General features: G+C 69.9%; 13 protein-coding genes and 1 pseudogene. 4 read left to right on the plus strand and 10 right to left on the minus strand.

Features of this window, described 5'->3' with window-relative positions; all coding sequences use genetic code 11:
* Positions 1-116: 116 nt before the first annotated feature.
* The 3 genes from IZR01_RS37080 to IZR01_RS37090 all read right to left on the minus strand — a co-directional run bounded on the left by IZR01_RS37080 (position 117) and on the right by IZR01_RS37090 (position 6,267).
* Positions 117-2,000, minus strand: coding sequence for a PLL family lectin (locus tag IZR01_RS37080; RefSeq protein WP_194926574.1), 1,884 nt, complete (start codon positions 1,998-2,000; stop codon positions 117-119).
* 170 nt (positions 2,001-2,170) lie between these two features.
* Positions 2,171-5,140 (minus strand): AfsR/SARP family transcriptional regulator, encoded by a 2,970-nt coding sequence (locus tag IZR01_RS37085; protein WP_194926575.1) that lies wholly within the window; start codon positions 5,138-5,140, stop codon positions 2,171-2,173.
* 50 nt (positions 5,141-5,190) lie between these two features.
* Positions 5,191-6,267, minus strand: coding sequence for a hypothetical protein (locus IZR01_RS37090; protein ID WP_194926576.1), 1,077 nt, complete (start codon positions 6,265-6,267; stop codon positions 5,191-5,193).
* A gap of 184 nt (positions 6,268-6,451) precedes the next feature.
* Between IZR01_RS37090 and IZR01_RS51415 the strand changes: the two are divergent.
* The 3 genes and pseudogenes from IZR01_RS51415 to IZR01_RS37105 all read left to right on the plus strand — a co-directional run.
* Positions 6,452-7,449 (plus strand): annotated as a pseudogene (locus IZR01_RS51415) (glycoside hydrolase family 30 protein); the annotation flags it as partial.
* Between the two features lie 549 nt (positions 7,450-7,998).
* A complete protein-coding gene (locus tag IZR01_RS51420) occupies positions 7,999-9,324 on the plus strand; it encodes an RICIN domain-containing protein (RefSeq protein WP_369125509.1) in 1,326 nt (441 codons plus the stop codon).
* Positions 9,325-9,512: 188 nt separating this feature from the next.
* Entirely contained in the window at positions 9,513-10,310 is a 798-nt protein-coding gene (locus IZR01_RS37105; RefSeq protein WP_194926579.1) for a glycoside hydrolase family 75 protein, read from the plus strand.
* A 146-nt stretch (positions 10,311-10,456) separates the two neighbouring features.
* On the opposite strand, the gene IZR01_RS37110 is transcribed toward IZR01_RS37105, so the two are convergent.
* The 7 genes from IZR01_RS37110 to IZR01_RS37140 are packed head-to-tail and all read right to left on the minus strand — an operon-like array spanning position 10,457 to position 17,793.
* Positions 10,457-11,173, minus strand: coding sequence for an SDR family NAD(P)-dependent oxidoreductase (locus tag IZR01_RS37110; protein WP_194926580.1), 717 nt, complete (start codon positions 11,171-11,173; stop codon positions 10,457-10,459).
* A gap of 3 nt (positions 11,174-11,176) precedes the next feature.
* Complete coding sequence (locus IZR01_RS37115) at positions 11,177-11,980, minus strand: MoaF C-terminal domain-containing protein (RefSeq protein ID WP_194926581.1); 804 nt, start codon at positions 11,978-11,980, stop codon at positions 11,177-11,179.
* Positions 11,981-12,015: 35 nt separating this feature from the next.
* On the minus strand, positions 12,016-13,044 hold the full coding sequence (gene hpaD, locus IZR01_RS37120) for a 3,4-dihydroxyphenylacetate 2,3-dioxygenase (RefSeq protein ID WP_194926582.1): 1,029 nt from the start codon (positions 13,042-13,044) through the stop codon (positions 12,016-12,018).
* Between the two features lie 5 nt (positions 13,045-13,049).
* Positions 13,050-14,561, minus strand: a complete 1,512-nt coding sequence (gene hpaE / locus IZR01_RS37125) for a 5-carboxymethyl-2-hydroxymuconate semialdehyde dehydrogenase (protein ID WP_194926583.1) — start codon at positions 14,559-14,561, stop codon at positions 13,050-13,052.
* 10 nt (positions 14,562-14,571) lie between these two features.
* Complete coding sequence (gene dapA, locus IZR01_RS37130) at positions 14,572-15,495, minus strand: 4-hydroxy-tetrahydrodipicolinate synthase (protein WP_194926584.1); 924 nt, start codon at positions 15,493-15,495, stop codon at positions 14,572-14,574.
* Positions 15,492-16,964, minus strand: a complete 1,473-nt coding sequence (locus IZR01_RS37135) for a fumarylacetoacetate hydrolase family protein (RefSeq protein WP_194926585.1) — start codon at positions 16,962-16,964, stop codon at positions 15,492-15,494. Before IZR01_RS37135 ends, dapA begins: the two co-directional genes overlap by 4 nt.
* 16 nt (positions 16,965-16,980) lie before the next feature.
* On the minus strand, positions 16,981-17,793 hold the full coding sequence (locus IZR01_RS37140; protein WP_194926586.1) for an SDR family NAD(P)-dependent oxidoreductase: 813 nt from the start codon (positions 17,791-17,793) through the stop codon (positions 16,981-16,983).
* 212 nt (positions 17,794-18,005) lie between these two features.
* Between IZR01_RS37140 and IZR01_RS37145 the strand changes: the two genes are divergently transcribed.
* A partial coding sequence (locus IZR01_RS37145; protein ID WP_194926587.1) for an APC family permease occupies positions 18,006-19,474 on the plus strand: 1,469 nt, incomplete at its 3' end.

Below are 19,474 nucleotides of genomic sequence, written 5' to 3' on the forward strand. Positions count from 1 at the left end.
CAACGTCTGCATACCCCAACCCCGCCACCACCCGCCCCTACAGCTCGACAGCTGATATATATCGGCAGTCGAGCCATAGGGTCAAGCAGCTATGGAGTCAAGCAACGAGCTTGGGGTCACACGTGAGCAGTCCCTGCCGAGGCGAAGCCGTTCCAACCTGACCACGCACCGCCGGCGACGGTCTCGTACCGGTTCTGCATCGAGCCGTCGCTCATGACCGCGAAGACCTCCAATCGACCGTCGGAGTGCCGGACCACCGTCGCGGAAGTCGCGACACCAGAAGGCCCGAAGCCGTTCCAGCCCGACCAGGCCCCGTCCGCGACCTTCTCGTACCTGTTCTCAATGCCACCCGAAGGCGTCACCGCGAACACCTCAAGCCGACCGTCCTCGTGTGCGCCGGCGGCGTCGACGCCAGGCGACCCGGTGCCCTTGGCCGTGCTGGCGGCGGCGTAGGAGTTCCAGCCGGACCAGGCGCCATCGGCGACCGTCTCATACCGGTTCTGCATCGAACCATCCGTCAGCACGGCGAACACCTCAAGGCGACCGTCGGAGTGCCGCGCCGCCGTGACCGCGTCGACCGTGCCGCTGGGGCCGAAGCCGTTCCAGCCGGACCAGGCGCCGTCCGCGACCTTCTCGTACTTGTTCTGGACGCCGCCCGAAGGCGTCACCGCGAACACTTCCAAGCGTCCGTCTGCGTGGACACCGACAACGGCGTCCTTGGCGGTTCCCGCAGGCGCGTAGGAGTTCCAGCCGGACCAGGCACCACCGGCGACCGTCTCATACCGGTTCTGCATCGAGCCGTCGCTCATGACGGCGAAGACCTCCAGCCTGCCATCGGCATGGCGGCCGGCGGCCACCGCGACCGCGGTACCGGAAGGACCGAAGCCGTTCCAGCCCGACCACGCGCCGCCCGCAGAGGTCTCGTACTTGTTCTGGATCCCGCCGGACGGCGTCACCGCGAACACCTCGGCCCGGCCGTCGGCGTGCACGCCGGTGGCGACCCGGCCGCCGCTGCCCTGCGAGTACGCCGCGGGCGGCGGCGGGGTCCCGCCGCTGGTCCACAGGTAGGTGACGGTGACATCACCGTTGTCGGTCAGGCCGATGTTGGAGAAGGTGCCATCGGCCAGGTCGATACCGGCCGGGTTCACGACCGTGGACCCGATGTCTGACTTGTCGCCGTTGTAGCCGTTGTCGTAAGCGGCCTGGGCCTCCGGCTCGCCCTGCGGCAGGTCGGTGAACTCGGCGCGCGGGTTGTCCCAGTAGTTGTCGTGGATGTTCCACGGGCCGACGTCCCACACCGGCGCGGTCTCACACCGCACCGGCCCGCAGACCTGGACCGAGTACTCCCCCGAACCCTGCGGCGACAACGCCGAACCGGACGGCAGCGCCACGAAGTGGTCGTTCGGCTGGATCACATGGCCGTTCGCGGTGGTGCCGCCGACCAAGCCCTCATCGGTGGCGTAGACCTTGTAGGACAACGGGTTCGTGGTGGCGTTCGGAGCAGCCACGGCCGCCGTGCGGGTCGGGTCCGCGGTCACCGCGATACTGCTGACGCTCGGGGTCGCCCCGGAAGCGGAGGCCCGCAGGGTGACCCGGGTCTGCACCAGGTTCGCCGAAGCCGAAAGCCGAGTCGCGCCACCGGCTACCGCGGGAGTCCACTCGGTCCAGGAGCCGTTGGCAGCCTGACCCCTGATATCGACCTCGACACGGGTACCGGAGGGCTGCTGCTCACCGGCGATGACAGTGAACTGATTCGTCGCGGCGGACAGGGGATGCGCCGGGAAGGTGTCCATGGCGTAGCCGACCGAGCTGTGCGCTGTGGTGGCGTGGGCGTTCCGGATACCGAGAGCGTGGCCGGTCCAGGCGGCGTTCACGTCGTCGGAGTGCGCCTGGGCCAGGTTCTCCTGCCAGCCCGCCGGGCTCGCAGCGGCGACTGAGGCGGGGGCCACAGCGATCGCACCGGCCGTCGCCGCCGCGAGCAGGAGCGTCAGGGCGGTCACGGATGGTCGATGAAGTCTTCGAAGTGTTGGCATGGTCGAGGCCGTCCTCTGGATGTCGGTTCGGACGCGAGCGGAGCAGTGGGCCCAGAATCGCGGCAGCGACTATCACCGGCGTAACACCGACATCACAGAGGCCTGTAAGACTGGACGGCGAAGGTATGAACCCTGACTCAGTCCGCCTGATCGGTGGCCGCCATCACCGTCTTCTCAACGGTCGCGCGCAGCTCGGCCAGTTCTTCGCCGCCGAGCTCGTCGACCAGCGCGGACGCCTCGGCCCAGACCGCCGCCGCTTCCTGCGAGCGTCCGAGGCGCGCCAGCACCCGGGCCAACCGCAGCAGGCTCTCACCCTGCCCGGCCCGATCGTCGATGGCACCGCGCAGCCGCGCGGCGTCGGTCAGCAGGGACACCGCTTCCTCGTCGCTTCCGTTGGCATCGTGGGCCGCCCCCAAGGCGTTCAAGATGCTCGCCTCGATATAGGCCGCGGCGGCCTTACGGGCCAGCAGCAGCGCCTCTTGCAGACACCCGACGGCCGCCTGGTGCTCGCCGCAGGCGGCCAGCGCCTCGGCGAGATCGGCCAGGCCCGCGGCGATCTGCTCGGGCTCGTTGATCTCCCGCAGTGCGGCGACGGTCTTCTCTTGCTGCGTCACGGCCTCTCGGGGGCGTTCGGCCTTCAGCAGAAGCCATCCGTAGCAGTTGCACGCGGTTATCAGCAGCTTCAGGTCACCGACCCGCTCGGCGGCTTCGACTCCCTGGTGAGCGGTCTCCAACGCCTCGTCGTAGCGTTCGAGGTGGCCCAGCGCGTAACCCAATACGCTGAGAATCCGCGCCAGACCCAGCGGATCCGCTTCGCGCCGGGCACAGCGCAACGCGACCGTGAACGTCGCCGCCATCTCCGCCCATCGCCTGCTCTGGCTGGCGAACAGCACCAGTTGGGAGGCCAGCACCCAGGCCTGCGAGCCCGGCAGATACGCCTCGGCGCAGACCACGGCGGCCTGGAGATTGGCCGACTCCGCGCCGAACCAGGACCAGGCCGCCTCGCGGTCGACGAAGTCCGGGATCACGGCGGTCACCGGAACCCTGGCCAACAGGCCCCAGTCCGTGGTCCGGGTCGCCAACTGGTCGGCGGCCGCCGAGGCGGTGTGGCAGTACCAGTTGAGCAGCCGGGTGAGCGCCGCCGAGCGCGTCGACACGCGTTCGGAGTCCTCCCCCTCCCCGTCTGTCGGCGTGGCGAGTTCGCGGGCGAAGTCCCGCAACAGGTCGTGCAGGTGGTAGCGGCCGGGGCTCGCGCTGTCCACGAGGTGCGCGTCCATGAGGACGTCCAGGGCGGCCTCGGCATCCGCGATCGAGATGCCCGCCAAGGCGGCGACCGCGTCCACCGTGATGTCCGGTCCGGTCACCAGACCGAGCAGCGTGAACACCGTCGTCGGCGCCGATTCCGGACGCGGGCCGGGCGGCAGGCTCCGGAAGCCGACCTCGAAACTGGCCCGGGCGGCCAGATCGCCGATGCTCAGCTCGTCCAGGCGGCGCCGTTCGTCGTCCAGCCGGGTCGCCAGCGTGTGCACCGGCCAGGAGCTGCGGACCTGGAGCCGGGCGCCGACGATGCGCAAGGCGAGCGGTAGACCGGCGCACACCCGCAGGATGTCCTCGGTAGCCTCCGGCTCGGCGTCCAAACGCTCCGCGCCGACCAACTCCTCCAACATGCTCAGCGCTTCCGCCCCGGACAACGGCCTCAGGTCCAGCCGGGCCGCGGCCGGCAGGTCGGCCAGCCGGGATCGGCTGGTGACCAGGACGGCACTGCCGGATGCGGCCGGCAGCAACGGCAACACCTGCGCGGCGCTGCGGGCGTTGTCGACGACGACCAGCAGCCGCTTGGCGTGCGTCAGACTCCTGAATCGCGCCTGCCGGGCCTCGGCGTCCACCGGCACCGACTCCGCGGGTGTCCCCAGGTCGACCAGCCACTGTCCCAGCACCTCGGCGGGGTCTTTCGTCGTGGCGTCCATGCCGTGCAGGTCGACGAACAGGCTCCCGTCGGGGAACAGGCCAGAGATGTGATGCGCCGCGGCGACGGCCAGTGACGTCTTGCCCAGCCCTCCCCCGCCGGTGATCACCGCGACCGGGACCTGACCGGCTCGGCCGGAGCGGGCCGCGATCGCGTCGTAGAGGAACCGGATCTGCTCGTCGCGGCCGGTGAAATCGCTGATGAGGGCGGGCAGTTGGGCGACGCCGACCGCTCCGGTGCCCGGCTCGGCCATCGGCTGCGGCTCGGCCATCGGTGATGGCTCGGCCTTAGCGGCCGGCTGCGGCACCGGATCTGCCGGACCCGACACCGGATCCGCGACGCCCGACACCGGCGCCAGCGCCGCGATCCCGACCGGGCCCTGGCCGAATTCCGCATCCAGCGCAGGATCCTGATTCAGGATCCGCTGATACAGCTCGCGCAGCTCAGGCGAGGGATCCAGACCCAACTGCTCGTCCAGCAGGCTCCGCGACCGCAGCAGTGCCTCCAACGCGTCAGCTTGCCGCCCGGCCCGATACAGCGCCAGGCTCAGCTGCCGCCAGGCCGGTTCGTGCAGCGGTTGGGTCGCCGTCAGGTCCGACAGCTCGCCGAGCAGGTCCTGATGCCGTCCCAGATACAGATCCGCCTCGATGCGGACCGTCTGCACCAGCAGCCGCTCCTCCCGCAACCCGTGCAGGCGGCTGGTGAGGTCCAGGCCGACGGACCGGCCGGCCAGCGGCTCGCCCCGCCACAGCACCTGCGCGGCGGTCAACGACGCCGACGCCTCGGCCCACGCGCCTTCGGCCGCCGATCGTCGCCCCTGCCGCGACAGCGCCACGAACTCGGCGACGTCGAAGGAGGCCCCGTCCAGATCGATCAGGTAGCCGGACGGCCGGGTGGTCAGCCGCTCGGCGGTCACCGGCCCCAGGAACCGGCGCAGGCGGCTCAGATGGTTGCGCAGCGAATCGACGGCCGCCGCCGGTGGCCGGTCGGCCCACACCGCGTCGACCAGGGCGTCCAGCTGGACCGTGCGCGGGCTGCTCAGCAACAACACGACCAGCACCGCCTCGGGGATGCCCGACGGCAGCTCGGTCACCCCGACCCCGTCGTCGACCGTCGTCGGCCCCAGTATGGCGAAACGCACGGCTGGCCCTCCCGTCGCGCGGGTACCGGCGACTGGATATGGATTATCCCCTAGTTGGGATCGCTTCTGAAGCCGGATTGCCGGCCGACCGCGTCGTAGAGATAGTCATACGCGGCAAGCAGTTCACGGCCCGTGTTGACGAACGCGGTGTCGTGCGCCCACGACGCGGCCGGATTCCCCAGCGGCGCGATGGGATCGCCGGGGTCGCCGACGGTAGTGGTGTAGCCGAACTCCGGGCCGGTCAGGTTCGGGGTGCCGACCTTGATCCGGGTGCCGTTGGGAATGGCCGTGGCGATCGCCGCCGGCCGGTCGGCGGTCGGAAGGCCGACGATCATCCGGCTGATCCCCGTGTCGAACAGGATCGAGCCGCAGTGTGAAGCATCGCCGTGGTCCGGGAAGGCGAAGCAGCCGGGCATCGACTCTATGTCGGAGCCCGTGCCGCTCGGCGGCGGTGCCGACGCCAGGTGCACGGTGTGGAACGAGGCGATCTGCTGCGCGGTCAGACCGAGGGTGACGCCGCTGCGGGTGACGATGTAGCCGGGCTGCGCCTGGCCGTTGTGCATCGCCGCGAGCTGGAGGAACGCGTTGTCCGCGGAGGTGGGGCCGGGGCTGTCGGTCTTGGCGTACTCGCTGTATCCGACGCCGAGCATGCCGACCTTGCTGATGTCGCTGTCCGGCGTGCAGTCGGGGTAGCCGCTCGCGCAGCTGCTGGCGGTCACCCCCAGAACCCGGATCGGGACGGTGGCCACGGCGCCCTGCGGACGTTGGAAGCTGACGGTCGCCAGGAAGTACTCCCCGGAAAGGATCTCCCCGCTGCTGGTGTACTCGATGAAGCCGGCCTTGCCGGTGTCCACCGCGCCGGAACCGAGGGCGCCGCGGGCTATGACGAACCCGAGCGAACCGGTGTCAACCTCAACGTCCCGGGTCGGCCCGCCGCCCACGTTCACGGCCAGCGAAAGCCCGTCGGCGAGGTTGGCGGCCGCCGTCGAGACGGTCGGGATCACGTAGCTGACCTCGCTCGCGGCGGGTTTGCCGGGCGCGGCGCCGGCCATCGTGGCGACCACGCCGGCGGTCGCGGCTCCGATTGCGGCGGCGACGGCCCAGATGACCGAGCGACGGATGCGCATGGAACCCCTTTGCCTGCGGCGGGCGCTGAACGATGATGACGATGCGAGGTCAGCCTATTGCTATAGGGGTCGTCTGTTCCGGCGCACCGGAAAGGCCCCGACCGGGCACACCGGCCAAGCCGTCTTGCCATCGCCCGAGACTTGCTATTGCCCGGGACTTGCTATTGCCCCGAGAGAGGCCGCCATGATCCGACATCGGCTCCGGCTGCTCGCCGCCGGATGCGCAGTACTCCTGGCCGCCGGCTTCCTGTCCGGCGGCACGTTCGCCGCCCCCGCCCACGCGGACGTCACCTCGATCACCGTCGACGGCACGCACAGCGGCCGCACCTTCGACGGCGTCGGTGCGCTCAGCGCCGGCGCCAACTCGCGGCTCCTGTTCGACTACCCCGAACCGCAGCGTTCGCAGATCCTGGACTACCTGTTCAAACCGGGCTACGGCGCGGACCTACAGATCCTGAAGGTCGAGGTCGGCGGCGACACCAACTCCACCGACGGCGCCGAGCCCAGCGCCCAGCACACGCCGAACGACGCCGACTACAACCGCGGCTACGAGTGGTGGCTGATGGGACAGGCCAAGGCCCGCAACCCCGACATCAAGTTCGTCGCGCTGGCCTGGGAGCCCCCGGCTGGATCGGGGTCGACGACCCGGCCAACCCCAACCCCGGGCAGCCGTACTTCTGGTCGACGGACATGATCAACTATTACGTCGACTGGATCGAGCACGCCAAATCAGACCACGGATTCACCATCGACAGCATCGGCGGCTGGAACGAGCGCGACTACAGCAAGACCTGGTACGAGAACTTCCATGCCGCGCTGGTCGAAGCCGGCCTGAGCACGAAGATCGTGGCCGCCGACAGCTTCGACTGGGACATCGCGAACGACCTGGCGTCCGACCCCGCCTTCTCCGCCGCCGTCGCCACGGTCGGCATGCACTACCCGTGCGGCTACCTGTCGGACTACACCTCGTGTCCGAGCCCCGCGGCCGCGCAGAGCCTGAAGCAGAACCTGTGGGCCAGCGAGAACGGCTCGGAGGACTTGAACGCCGGACCGGCCGTGGCGCGGGCGATCAACCGGGACTACATCGACGGGAAGATGACGGCGTACATCAACTGGCCGCCGGTCGCCTCGATCTACCCGGACCAGACCTGGTCCCAGACCGGGCTGATGCTGGCGAACCAGCCGTGGGCCGGGTCCTACCAACTGGGATCGGCGTTGTGGGCGACCGCCCAGACCACGCAGTTCACCGCGCCGGGATGGCACTACATCGACAGCGCCTCGGGCTACCTGAGCGGGAGCGGCGACAACGGCGACCCGCACAGCGGCAGCTACGTGACCCTGGCCGCGCCGAACGGCAGCGACTACTCGACCGTCTTCGAGACGCTGGACGCCCCGGCCGCGCAGAGCGTCACCATGACCGTGGCCGGCGGCCTGTCGACCGGAACCGTGCACGTGTGGTCCAGCGACTTCACGACCGGCGACTACATGGTTCAGGACTCTGACATCACCCCGAGCGGCGGCGCCTACACGCTGGCCCTCCAGCCCGGCCGCATATACAGCATCACGACCACCACCGGCCAAGGGCACGGCACCGCCGTGGGCAATGCCCGCGCGACCATGGCCCTGCCCTACAGCGACAACTTCGATCAGTACGCCACCGGCGAGGAGGCCCGCTACCTCGCCGACCAGCAGGGCGCGTTCGAGACCGTGCCGTGCGCCGGCCGCTCCGGCATGTGCGTGCGGCAGATGGCGCGGACCAAGCCGATCGAGTGGAACGACGACAGCGAACCGTACGCGCTGCTCGGCGACGTGGACTGGACCGACTACACGGTCGCTAGCGACGTCTACTTCGAACAGGCCGGCAGCGCCGAGCTGATCGCCCGCGTCGACGCCCAGGGCGGCCACCCGGCCGACCTCGACGGCTACTACGCGATCGTCGGCAGCGACGGCACCTGGTCGATCGTGAAGAACAACGTCGCGAACGGCCGCACCACGCTGGCCGGTGGCACGGTCTCGGCGCCGGGCACCGGAAGCTGGCACTACGTGTCCCTCACGGTGCAGGGCTCGACCATCACCGCCGCGCTGGACGGCACCACCCTCGGCTCGGCCACCGACTCCGCCTACAGCCACGGCCAGATCGGCCTGGGCACCGGCGGCTATCAGGGCGTGCAGTTCGACAACCTGTCGATCACCCCGACCGGTCAGGACTACGGGCAGCTCTGGAGCGGCGTCGGCAACGCCAACAGCGGCAAGGTGCTGGAGGTGCCCGGCGGCAACACGGCCGACGGCACCACCGTGGATCAGTGGACTGACACCGGAGCGGCCTGGGAGCAGTGGGCACTGGTCGGCGACGGCAGCGGCTACGTCAAGGTCGTCAACCACAACGACTTCAGCCTGCTGGCGGACCCCGGTTCCTCCGCCGGCGCCGGGACGGTCCTGGATCAGGCCACTGACAACGGCGGCGCGAACCAGCAGTGGCAGGCGCAGCAGAACCCCGACGGAACCGTCAAGCTGATCAACAGATCCAGCTCCCTGGTGGCCGCGGCCGCCGCGGCGGGCACCGCGGACGGCACGCCGGTCATCCAGTGGACCGACCTCGGCACGCCCGAGCAGACGTGGAAGCTGGTTGCAGCCCCGGCCCCGAATCACACCTACGCCCTGGTCAACCGGGGCAGCGGCCTGGACCTGGAGGTGCCCGGCGGCAGCACCGCCGACGGCACGAAGGTCGACCAGTGGGCCGACTTCGGCGACCCGTGGGAGCGCTGGACGGTGCGATCGGTCGGCGGCGGCTACGTCGAACTGGTCAGCCCCAACAGCGGCAAGGTGCTCGACGACACCTACGGATCCACGGCCTCGGGCAACCAACTGGAGCAGTGGACCGACATCGGCGTCGGCAACGAGCACTGGCAGCTGGTCCCGGCCGGAGACGGCTACTACCGGTTGCAGAACCAGACCAGCGGCCTGGTCGCCACGGTCTCCGGGAGCGGCAACGGGGCGATAGTCGTGCAGAGCGGTCCGGCCGGGACCGCGAGTGAATGGTCCTTCGCAGGATCCTGACCAGCACTTGGCACGGCGGAAGGAACGAGCGCCGCCCGAGGCGGGATCCCCGCCCCGGGCGGCGCTCGCTCGTGGCGCGTGAAAATTCCTTAAAGATGATCTTGAGGAGATGATTGCGCAACCGCGACAAGGGTGCTTCGATTCTCGTTAAGAAAGTTTACTGACGATCGACGGAAGGCCCCACACCCATGTCATCGATCCGTACCGGCTTCGCTGTGGCAGCCGCCGCAGCCTTCGCACTCGGCACCCAGTTCGCCTCAGCGAGCGCCCACGCCGCTCCGGCCCACCACCCGCTCACGGCGAACGCGGTCGCCGCCTCGGGCACCGACTACACCGCCGCACAGGTGCTGGCGGACATCAAGAAGAACTCGACGACCGCCACCAAGGTCAACACCAAGCCGCACATCAACACCATGACCCGGGCCATGAACGTGAACGTGTACCAGCCCACCAAGGGCGTGTTCACGTACACGTCGAGCATGGCCATCGACGACGACGGCAGCGACCCGGATCCCGACCCCGACCACCAGGGCGACACCACGTTCCAGGACAGCAACGGCAAGCAGCTGGCCGCGCACCACGTGCCGTTCTTCGTGCTGGGCGACGACTGCTGGGACCGCAAGACTCCCTGCCCGCACTTCTTCTACAAGGAACACGGCATGTCCGGCCGTGAGTTCGCGCTGATCTTCTACAAGGGCAAGGTCATCGGCTCGATCTTCGGCGACACCCAGACCGCGAACAACCAGAGCACCTCGGACAACGACTCCCGCGAACTGGGCGAGGCGTCCACCAAGGCGGCGCAGCTGCTCGGCATACCCAGCAGCGGCACCACCGGCGGCGTGGACAACGGCGTGACCGTGGTGATGTTCTCCGGCAAGGACTGGGTCGTCAACGGCACCAACTCCAACCTGAACTCCACGGCCCAGGCCATGGTTCAGAAGGCGCTGAACACCCTGGGCACCGCCATGGCGGGTTCGGGTTCCTGAGCGATACCGACAGCGACACCGAGCGATGCGAATACGTCCCGGCGTCGGCCGGCGGGTCACCCACCCGCCGTCCGGCGCCGGTGGCGTTCCCCGGCCTGAGGCCTTCTTCGCGCCACTGCGAGCAAACCTGCCCGCCGGGAAGCACGTCAGTCCATGGGGAATCCCGACTTGGCCGCCATGCCGAAGTCCGACAGCAGGTGCGTGCCGTTGACCGGTCGGGCCACCGGCGAGGCCAGGAACACCACGAGCGCGGCGACCTCGGCGGCGGTCTGCACCGGGTAGCCCACGCCGTCGAAGCCGTCCTCGCGTCCCATGTCGGCGCGCGACATCGGGGTGTCCACGATCGAGGGGCACACGCAGTTGACCCGGATCCCGTCCGGAGCGAGGTCGGTGGCCAACGCCTTTCCCAGCATCAGCACAGCGCCTTTGGAAGCGCAGTACGGCGCCATGCCCTCGGAGGCCAGCAGCGAGGAGTCGGAGGCGAGCAGCACGATGCTCGGCGCCTCGGCCCGACGCAGATGCGGCACGGCATGCTTGGCGCCCAAGAAGGCGCCCCCGGCGTTCACTGCCATCACCGAATCCCAGTCCCGCGCTGCGATTTCGGACGCGTGTGTACCCACCGGGCCGGAGATCCCGGCGCAGCACACGAGGATGTCGATGCTGCCGTAGATAGCGGCGATGGCGTCGAGCGCCGTCGCCACCTGAGCTTCGTCGGTGACGTCGACCGGCCACGGCGCGGACGGCTCGCGGTCCACGACCGCGACGCGTGCCCCCTCGCCGCGGAACGCCTCGACGCAGGCCGCGCCGATGCCCGAGGCGCCGCCGGTGACGACCACCACCCGGTCGGCCAGTCGCAGGTCCACGGTTCAGGCCGTCCACGTGGCGGGGTCGTGAGCGGTGTGGTTCAGCATGATGGCGCGGGCGCCCATGGCGATGGCGTTGGTGGTGCCGGCGTCGGTGTCGTAGCCCCAGATCCGGCCGGTGGACTGGTTGGTGCGGAAGTTGAGGATGACGATGCCGTCGCAGGGTACGACCTTCTCCTGCCAGGTGAGCAAGTAGATGTCCTCGCGGATCTTCCATACGCGGGCCCGGTCGACGTCGGCCAGGCCCTTCTCGGCGCCGGCCAGGCAGTGCCAGGCGTACGCGTTCTCGTGCAGATAGATGTGTTCGTACGCGTTGTCGGGCCCGTATACGTACTGGACTCGGCGGCCGACGAGCTCGGCGGTGCGCTGATGCCGTTCGGCGAGCTCGGCGGCGCCGTTGATGACGCCTCCGACCACCTCCTCGGCGGCGAAGAGCCCGCCCTTGGCCGAGCCGGTGACGATGGAACTGCGCACGACGGTCGCGACACCGGCACTGAGGTCCAGCACCAGAACCACAGCACGCTTCTCGTCATCGGCCCGAACGAAGTGCACGAGGAACAGGCCCGGGTCGACTTCCTTCACCGAGGCGTGGTGGACGCTCGTGGCCGAGCCCTCCCGAAGCTCCACCTGTCCCCCACCGACGAACCGCACCGAGACCTCGCCGGCGGAATCCAGGCGCAGGGTGAGGGTCCGGCCGTCCAGGACCGGGATCTCGGGGATGTTGTAGGCGGCGAACCCGCTGTTGTCGAGGACGTTCAGCGTGGGCCACAGATCGGAAGCGACGTAGTCCTGCTCGTAGGTGGTCATCGTGTGCTCGTTTCCTCAGTAATAGGGAGAGGGGGTCAGCCGAGCCCATCCGCACCGACCCGAGTGGCGTCGGCGGACTCGTCGAGGACGGTGTCGGTGATGGGCCGCGGAATCCCGTCGAGATCCAGGACCGGGGAGGCGTCCCGGTACCAGGACTCGATGACCGCGTTGCCCCAGAAGTCCCGGCGCCGGTCGTCGTGGATGTTCCAGCGGTACGTCTCGTGGTCCGGGTCGCCGGTGTAGTAGTCAGACGTGTAGATCTCCACCCGATGCCCGTCGGGGTCGCGCAGATAGACGTAGAAGGCGTTGGAGACGCCGTGCCGGCCGGGTCCGCGCTCGATGTGGTGCTCGGCGTGGACCGCGCCGAACAGGTCGGCGGTGCGCAGCACCTGGTGCGATTCGTGGGTGGCCAGGCCCAGGTGGTGCAGCCGGGGTCCGGCGCCGCCGGTGAAGGCGACGTCGTGGACGGTCTGCTTGCGGTACATCCAGGCCGCGTACAGCTCGTGCTCGTCACCCTCGATGGTCTCCGAACAGCCGAATCCCAGGCCCTGGTAATGCCTATAGGCGGCGGGGATGTCGGGGGTACAGATGTTGAAGTGGTCCAGCCGGGCGATTTCCGCGCCGCGCCGCAGGTCGTAACGCTGGATCAGCCGCTCGGCGTGTTCGATCTCGTAGAAGAACTCGACCGGGAACCCGAGCGGGTCCACCACCCGCACCGCATCGCCGATCCCGTGCGTCCCGCGACCGCCGGGGATCCGGCGCGCCTGGCATCCCAGGGCCCTGAAATAGCTCTCAGCCCGATCGACGTCGTGCGGGGTCCGGACCCGGTAGGCGATGTGGTCCAGGGCCGCGATATCGCCGCGACGCAGCACCAGCGAGTGGTGCGTGAGCTCGTCGGTGCCGCGCAGGTACAGGCTGTCCTTGGTCTGACACTGCACATGGAAGCCGAGCATCTCGACCCAGAACCAGCGGGCCGCGTCCAGATCGGTCACGGCCAGTTGGGCATACGCGGAGCGCACGACGTCCGGCGGCGGCGGGGTTTCGGTCAGCTGGGTTTCGGTCATGGATGTCAGCCCTCCTCGTCGGCATCGACGACGGCACCGAAGCGCGGGACGTGGGTGTCACCGAGCGCGACCGAGACGATCTGCGAGTCGGTGTAGAAGTCGATGCTGTGCGCGCCGCCCTCCTGGCCGAGCCCGGAGGCCTTCACGCCACCGAACGGGGTCCGCAGGTCCCGCACGTTGTGCGAGTTCAGCCACACCATCCCGGCGTCGATCGCCTGGGCGACCCGGTGGCCGCGCTTGAGGTTCGAGGTCCAGACGTAGCCGGCCAGGCCGTAGCGGGTGTCGTTGGCCAGCCGGATCGCCTCGGTCTCGTCGGCGAAGGGGGCGATGGCCACGACCGGCCCGAAGATCTCCTCGCGCCAGATACGCATCGCCGGGGTCACGTCGGCGAAGACCGTGGCGGCCAGGTAGTTGCCGTCCGGGAGGGCATCGGGGCGCGCGCCGCCGGCGACCAGGCGTGCGCCTTCGGCGATGCCGGAGGCGACGTAGCCCAGGACGCGCGCATAGTGTTCGGGATGGACCAGGGCACCGATCTCGGTGTCAGGATCCTGCGGGGGTCCGACCCGGATCCGTGCGGCGCGGGCCGCGTAGCGGGCGACGAACTCCTCGTAGATCGACGCCTCGACGATGACCCGCGAGCCGGCGGTACAGCGCTCGCCGTTGAGGGAGAAGACTCCGAACAGCGCGCCGTCCACGGCGGCGTCCAGGTCGGCATCGGCGAAGACGACGCACGGGGACTTGCCGCCGAGCTCCATCGACAGGCCTTTGAGACCGGTCGCGGCGGCGCGCATGATGGTCTGCCCGGTGGTGGTCTCGCCGGTGAAGGAGATCAGCGGCACGTCGGGGTGTTCGACCAGTGCGGCGCCGGCCTCCTCACCGATGCCGTGCACGATGTTCAGCACACCGGCCGGAAGCCCGGCCGCCTCGGCGATCTCCGGCCACAACGACGCGGACAGCGGGGTGAACTCGGCCGGTTTGAGCACGACGGTGCAGCCGGAGGCGATCGCCGGGGCCAGCTTCCAGCTCTCCAGCATGAACGGCGTGTTCCAGGGGGTGATGAGCCCGGCCACGCCGATCGGTTTGCGCACGACGTAGCCGATCTGCGCGGCGGTGCGGAAGGCGTCCTCGTGCAGCGCGTTGACGAGGTCGGCGAAGTACCGGAAGTTCTCGGCGGCGCGCCGGGCCTGGCCGCGGGCCTGCGTGATGGGCAGCCCGGTGTCGAAGGATTCCCAGGTGGCGAGCCGGTCCTCGCGGGCCTCGATGGCCTCGGCGATCCGGTGCAGGACCCGGCCTCGTTCGCGCGGGCTCAGGCGCGGCCAGGGGCCGATCTCGAACGCGGCGCGCGCGGCGGTGACGGCTGAGGCGACATCGGCCGCGCCGCCGGAGGCGACGTCGCAGTACCCGAGGTTGCTCGCCGGGTCGGCGTTGGCGAAGGTGCGGCCGTCGGCGGAATCGACCTGCTCGCCGCCGATCCAGTGGCGGATCGTCTTGGGCAGGTCCGCGGGGATGGAAGTCATGGATGGTCCTCTACGCGGGGAAGTCGAGCAGGTCGGCACCGGCGGTGCGCAGGGCCTTGATCTTGGCCAGGCCGGTCTCGGTGGGTTCGATGAGCGGGGGTCGCACGTGGGCGGAGCCGAGGAGCCCGGCGTCCTTGAGCACCCACTTGGCCGGGGCCGGGTTGGTCTCCACGAACAGCAGGTCGACCAGCGGGTGCAGCCGGTAGTGCAGGTCGCGCGCGCCGTCCTGGTCGCCGGCTGCCCAGAGTTCGTACATCCGGGCCACCGCGGCCGGAGCGATGTTGGCCAGGGCGGAGACGAACCCGGCGCCTCCGAGGGCGAGTAGAGGTAGACACAGGAGCTCAATCCCTGACCACATCAGCAGTTCGGGACCGCAGGCGTGGTAGGTCCGGGAGAAGTGTTCGAAGTCCTTGGTCGTCTCCTTGATCCCGACGATGTTGTCGAAGTCGCGGAACAGCCGGGCCACGGTGGCCGGCTCGATCTCGACCGCGGTGCGGGAGGGGACGTTGTAGACGATCAGGGGCAGATCCGGGAGCTCGCTGGCGACCGTGGCGTACCAGCGGTACAGCGCCTCCTGCGTCGGGCGGGCGTAGTAGGGCGTGATGATCAGCGCCGCGTCCGCCCCGAGATCGCGGGCGGCCGAGGTGAGTTCGAGGGTTTCGGCGAGCTTCGCCGAGCCGGTGCCCGGCAGGAAGGGCACCTGATCGGCGATGGTCTCGGCCGCTATCCGCATGGCCTCGATGCGTTCCTCGGTGCTCTGCGCTCCGGGCTCTCCGGTGGAGCCGCCGATGGAGATGCCGTGCGAGCCGGAGGCCAGCTGCCAGCGGATCAGGGTCCGTAGTCCGTCGGGGTCCAGGGCGCCGTCGTCGGTGAACGGTGTGACGACCGGGGCCAGGGAGCCGCGGATCTGCCGGGGGTCGGAGCGGAACTTCATGCCTGGCTCTCCATCCGGTTGTCGATGCGCTGGTCAAACCCGTTGTCGATGCGCTGGTCAAGCCAGGTCCGGTAGGCCGGCTGCCAGTCCGGGCCGAGGGGGTACAGACCGGCGACCGAGGCCCCGGCGGCCACCTGCTCGGTGATGAACGCCTCTTGGAGTTCCTGCTCCTGAGCGTCGGTGATGAGCTCGTCCAGCAGGTGCGGCGGCAGAACCAGTACGCCGTCCGCGTCCCCGACCAGTACGTCGCCGGGCTGCACGAGGGTGTTGCCGCAGGCGATCGGGACGTCGGTATCCCAGGGCACGTGTTTGCGTCCCAGGACCGCGACGTGGACGGACGAGGAGTAGACGGGAAGGTCGAGCCCTGACACCGCGGCGCTGTCCCGCAGACCGCCGTCGGTGACGATGCCCGCTGCTCCCCGTTTGAGCGCTCGTAAGGCCAGGATGTCGCCGAGGGTGCCGGCGTCAGCCTCTCTGCGCGCGTCCATCACCAGCACTTCACCGGGCAGTACCGACTCGATGGCACGCTTCTGGGCGTTCATGCCGCCGCCGTAGCGGGCGAACAGGTCTTCGCGGAGCGGCAGGTAACGCAGGGTTCGAGCAGTCCCGACCATCTTCAGCTCCGGACGTGTCGGCCGCACCCCGTCGACGAAGAAGCCGTTGAAGCCGCGTTTGCGCAGCTGGGAGGCGAGCGTGGCCACGGAGATCTCGGTCAGGGCGGCGCGGCGCCCGGCCGTCAGGGTCGGTGCGACGGCAGCGCCGAACGCGGCCGCCTTGTCCTCGGCGAGCACCCGCGGCATCGCGCCGTATCCGGCCAGTGCGGAATCCGCTTCGACGACGGTGTTGGTCAGCTTGCCGGTGCTTTGGGCGCCGCCGGTCACCTCGATCTCGACCAGGTCTGCGGGTTCGACGACGCTCGCGCCGGAGGGGGTGCCGGTGAGGATGACGTCACCGGGTTCCAGGGTGATGGTCCGCGACAGGTCGGCGATCAGGCGGGCGAAGTCGAACAGGAGCGTGTCGCTGGTGTCGTCCTGGACGAGTTCGCCGTTGACCCAGGTCCGCAGGCGGAGGGCGTCGGGTTCTATGGTGCGCGCGTCGAGCAGCCGAGGGCCGATCGGGGTGAAGCCGTCGGAGCCTTTGGAACGCAGGTTCGAGCCGCGGTCGGCGTAGCGCAGGTCGTAGACCCCGGCGTCGTTCGCGGCGGTGACCCACGCGACGTGTTCCCAGGCCCGCTGCGGTGGGACTTGGTACGCGCGCTCGCCGATCACCAGCGCGATCTCGCCTTCGAAGCCCATCAGCTCGCAGCCGCGCGGCCGGACGAGCGGGTCGCCGGTCCCGGCCAGCGAGGTGGCGGGCTTGAGGAAGTACGAGGGCTGATCCGGGTTCCGGCCGCGCTCGGCGGCCCGGCCGCGGTAGTTGAGGTGGACCGCGATGACCTTGCCAGGCCGCGTTCCCAGGGGGTGGGGCATCAGGGCTCTCCGTTGCTCAGCCGCGCGGCTCGATGTGGAATCCGTAGGCGCTGGTGCCGACGTCGACGACGGTCGCGCCGCCGTCCACCGGCAGCACGGCGCCGTTGACGTAGGAGGCGGCCGGGGACAGCAGCCAGGCCACGGCTTCGGCCACTTCTCTCGCGTCGGCGGCGCGGCGCTGCGGCACCAGGCGCGTGACTTGTTCGTAGGCGGCGGCGCGCGCGGCCACCTCGTGTCGGCCTACCTGACCGGCGAAGTCGTCCATCTCGCGATCGGCCATCTCGGTGCGGACCCAACCGGGGCATATCGCGTTGGCTCGCAGGCCCGCCGAACCGTAGTCCGCGGCGAGGGTTTGCGTCAGCATGATCAGACCGGCCTTGGAGACCGCATAGGCGCTGGCGCCGGTCGGGGCCCGCAGCCCGGCCACCGAGGACACGGCGACGAGCGCGCCGCGTGCGGCGAGCAGCGCGGGCAGTGCCGCCTTGGCCAGCAGCGCCGGGCCGGTCAGATTGACGCGTATCACCGTGTCCCAGTCGTCGCCGGAGGTCTCGCCGAGCGCGCCGGGGATCATCATGCCCGCGTTGAGCACCAGTCCGTCGATCCGGCCGTATGCGTTGAGCGCCGCCGCCACGAGGGCGTCCGCTCCTGCGGTCTCAGCCAGGTCACCGGCCACGGCCAGCGCCCCGGTCCCGGTGGCGATCGCGGCCAGCGGCTCCCGGCGGCGTCCGGCGACGACGACCCGATGCCCGGCGGCGGCCAGCCGGCGGGCGGTCGCCGCGCCGATGCCGCTTCCGGCGCCGGTCACGAGGAACACGTGCTTGTCGGTCATGGAACCGAGTCTGGTCAAGCCGCGCGCCGGGCGCTTGTCCGGCAACGCACACCCGTTGTCGCCGGGCGAACGCCGGACCCTTGTCGCTCCCCGACAACTCCTGAGCGCTCCTGGACAAGTAACCCGTCGCGGACCCCGCTCACACTGTGCTCACTTGTCCCCCCTCACTCCCCCTCACTCCCCCTCACTTGTCCCCGGCCAGAGGAGCAGCAGTGACCACACAGCAACCACGTTCCGGATACGAACAGCTCGGCAACGGCCGCAAGCTCGGCCTGCTCGACGTCGTCGCGCAGTCGGTCGGCTTCATGGGGCCGGTGTTCTCGGTGGCGGCGATCGTCCCGCTGGTCGCCGGGATCATCACGGCCTCCGGCAAGGGGGCCGGCGGCGCCGCTCCGCTGGCGGTGGTGATCGCCGCGGTCGGGATGCTCGGGCTGGGCTGGACGGTCGTGCAGTTCACCAAGCGGATCCAGTCGGCGGGCTCGCTGTACGACTACATCGCCGAAGGGCTCGGCGAGCGCATCGGGGTCGCGGCCGGGTGGGTCTACTACGCCGGGATCATCATCCTCGGCGCCGGGATCGCGGTGCTGCTCGGCGGCACGATCCACGACCTGCTACTGGCCGAGTTCGGGCACTCCGTGCTGCCGGGCTGGGGCTGGAACGTGCTGCTGCTGATGCTGCTCGCGGTGGTGCTGCACCTAGGCGTGCAGCTGTCCACGCGGGCACAGTTCGTGTTGGCGATGCTCTCGCTGGCGGTGATGACAGTGTTCTTCCTCTACATCATCATCAAGGCCGGTTCGGCCAACAGTTTCAAGGCGTTCAAGCCGTCCAGCTCCCCGACGCACTGGAGCGGTGTGCTGTTCGGCGTGCTCTACGGGGTGCTGCTGTTCACCGGGTTCGAGGCGGCGGCCAATGTCGCCGAGGAGAGTGAGCATCCGAAACGGGACGTGCCGCGGGCCGTGCTGTTCGCGATCCTCGCCGCGTTCGGGTTCTACCTGTTGGGCAGTTACGCGCAGGTGGTCGGCTTCCACTTCGATCTGAACGCCATCGGGCAGGCCAACGGGAACGCGCCGGCTCCGGCGGCCGGGCTGGTGACCGTGCTCGCCGGGCCGCATTCGGCCGGCGGTATGGGGGCCGTGGCGGTGCGTCGGCTGGTGGAGCTGATCGTGCTGCTGGACATGACGGCCGTCTACATCGGGGTGTCGGTGTCCGGGGCGCGCGGCGTGTTCGCGATGGCCCGCGACCATCGGATGCCCAAGGCGCTGGCCCGGGTCTCGGCCCGGCGCGGCACGCCGAGCGCGGGCAACGCGGTCGTGGTCGTCGTCTACGCGGTCTGGATCGTGCTCACCGCCGCCTGGTCGGGCCTGTTCGCCGCGCCAGGGCTGCCGCACTACTTCGCGATGTACTCCTGGCTGTCGGCCTTCGGCGCGTTCGGCCTGGCCGTCACCTACGCGCTGCTGTCACTGGCGGTCCTGTCGCCGGTGATCGACACGCCGCTGTGGCGCAAGGCCGGCGCCTGCCTGCTCGGACTCGCGGTCACCGGCGGCGCCGTCTTCGGCTCGATCTACAAGGTCGCGGCCCCCACCATCTACGCCCCCTACGCGGCCCTCGCGGTACTGGTCATCGGGTTCGGCGCCTCCTTCGTCTTCACCGGCCGCACCCGCGCCGGCCGCCTGGCCGCCCA

The sequence above is a fragment of the Catenulispora pinisilvae genome (genome assembly GCF_015356865.1).
Classification (GTDB): Bacteria; Actinomycetota; Actinomycetes; order Streptomycetales; family Catenulisporaceae; genus Catenulispora; species Catenulispora pinisilvae.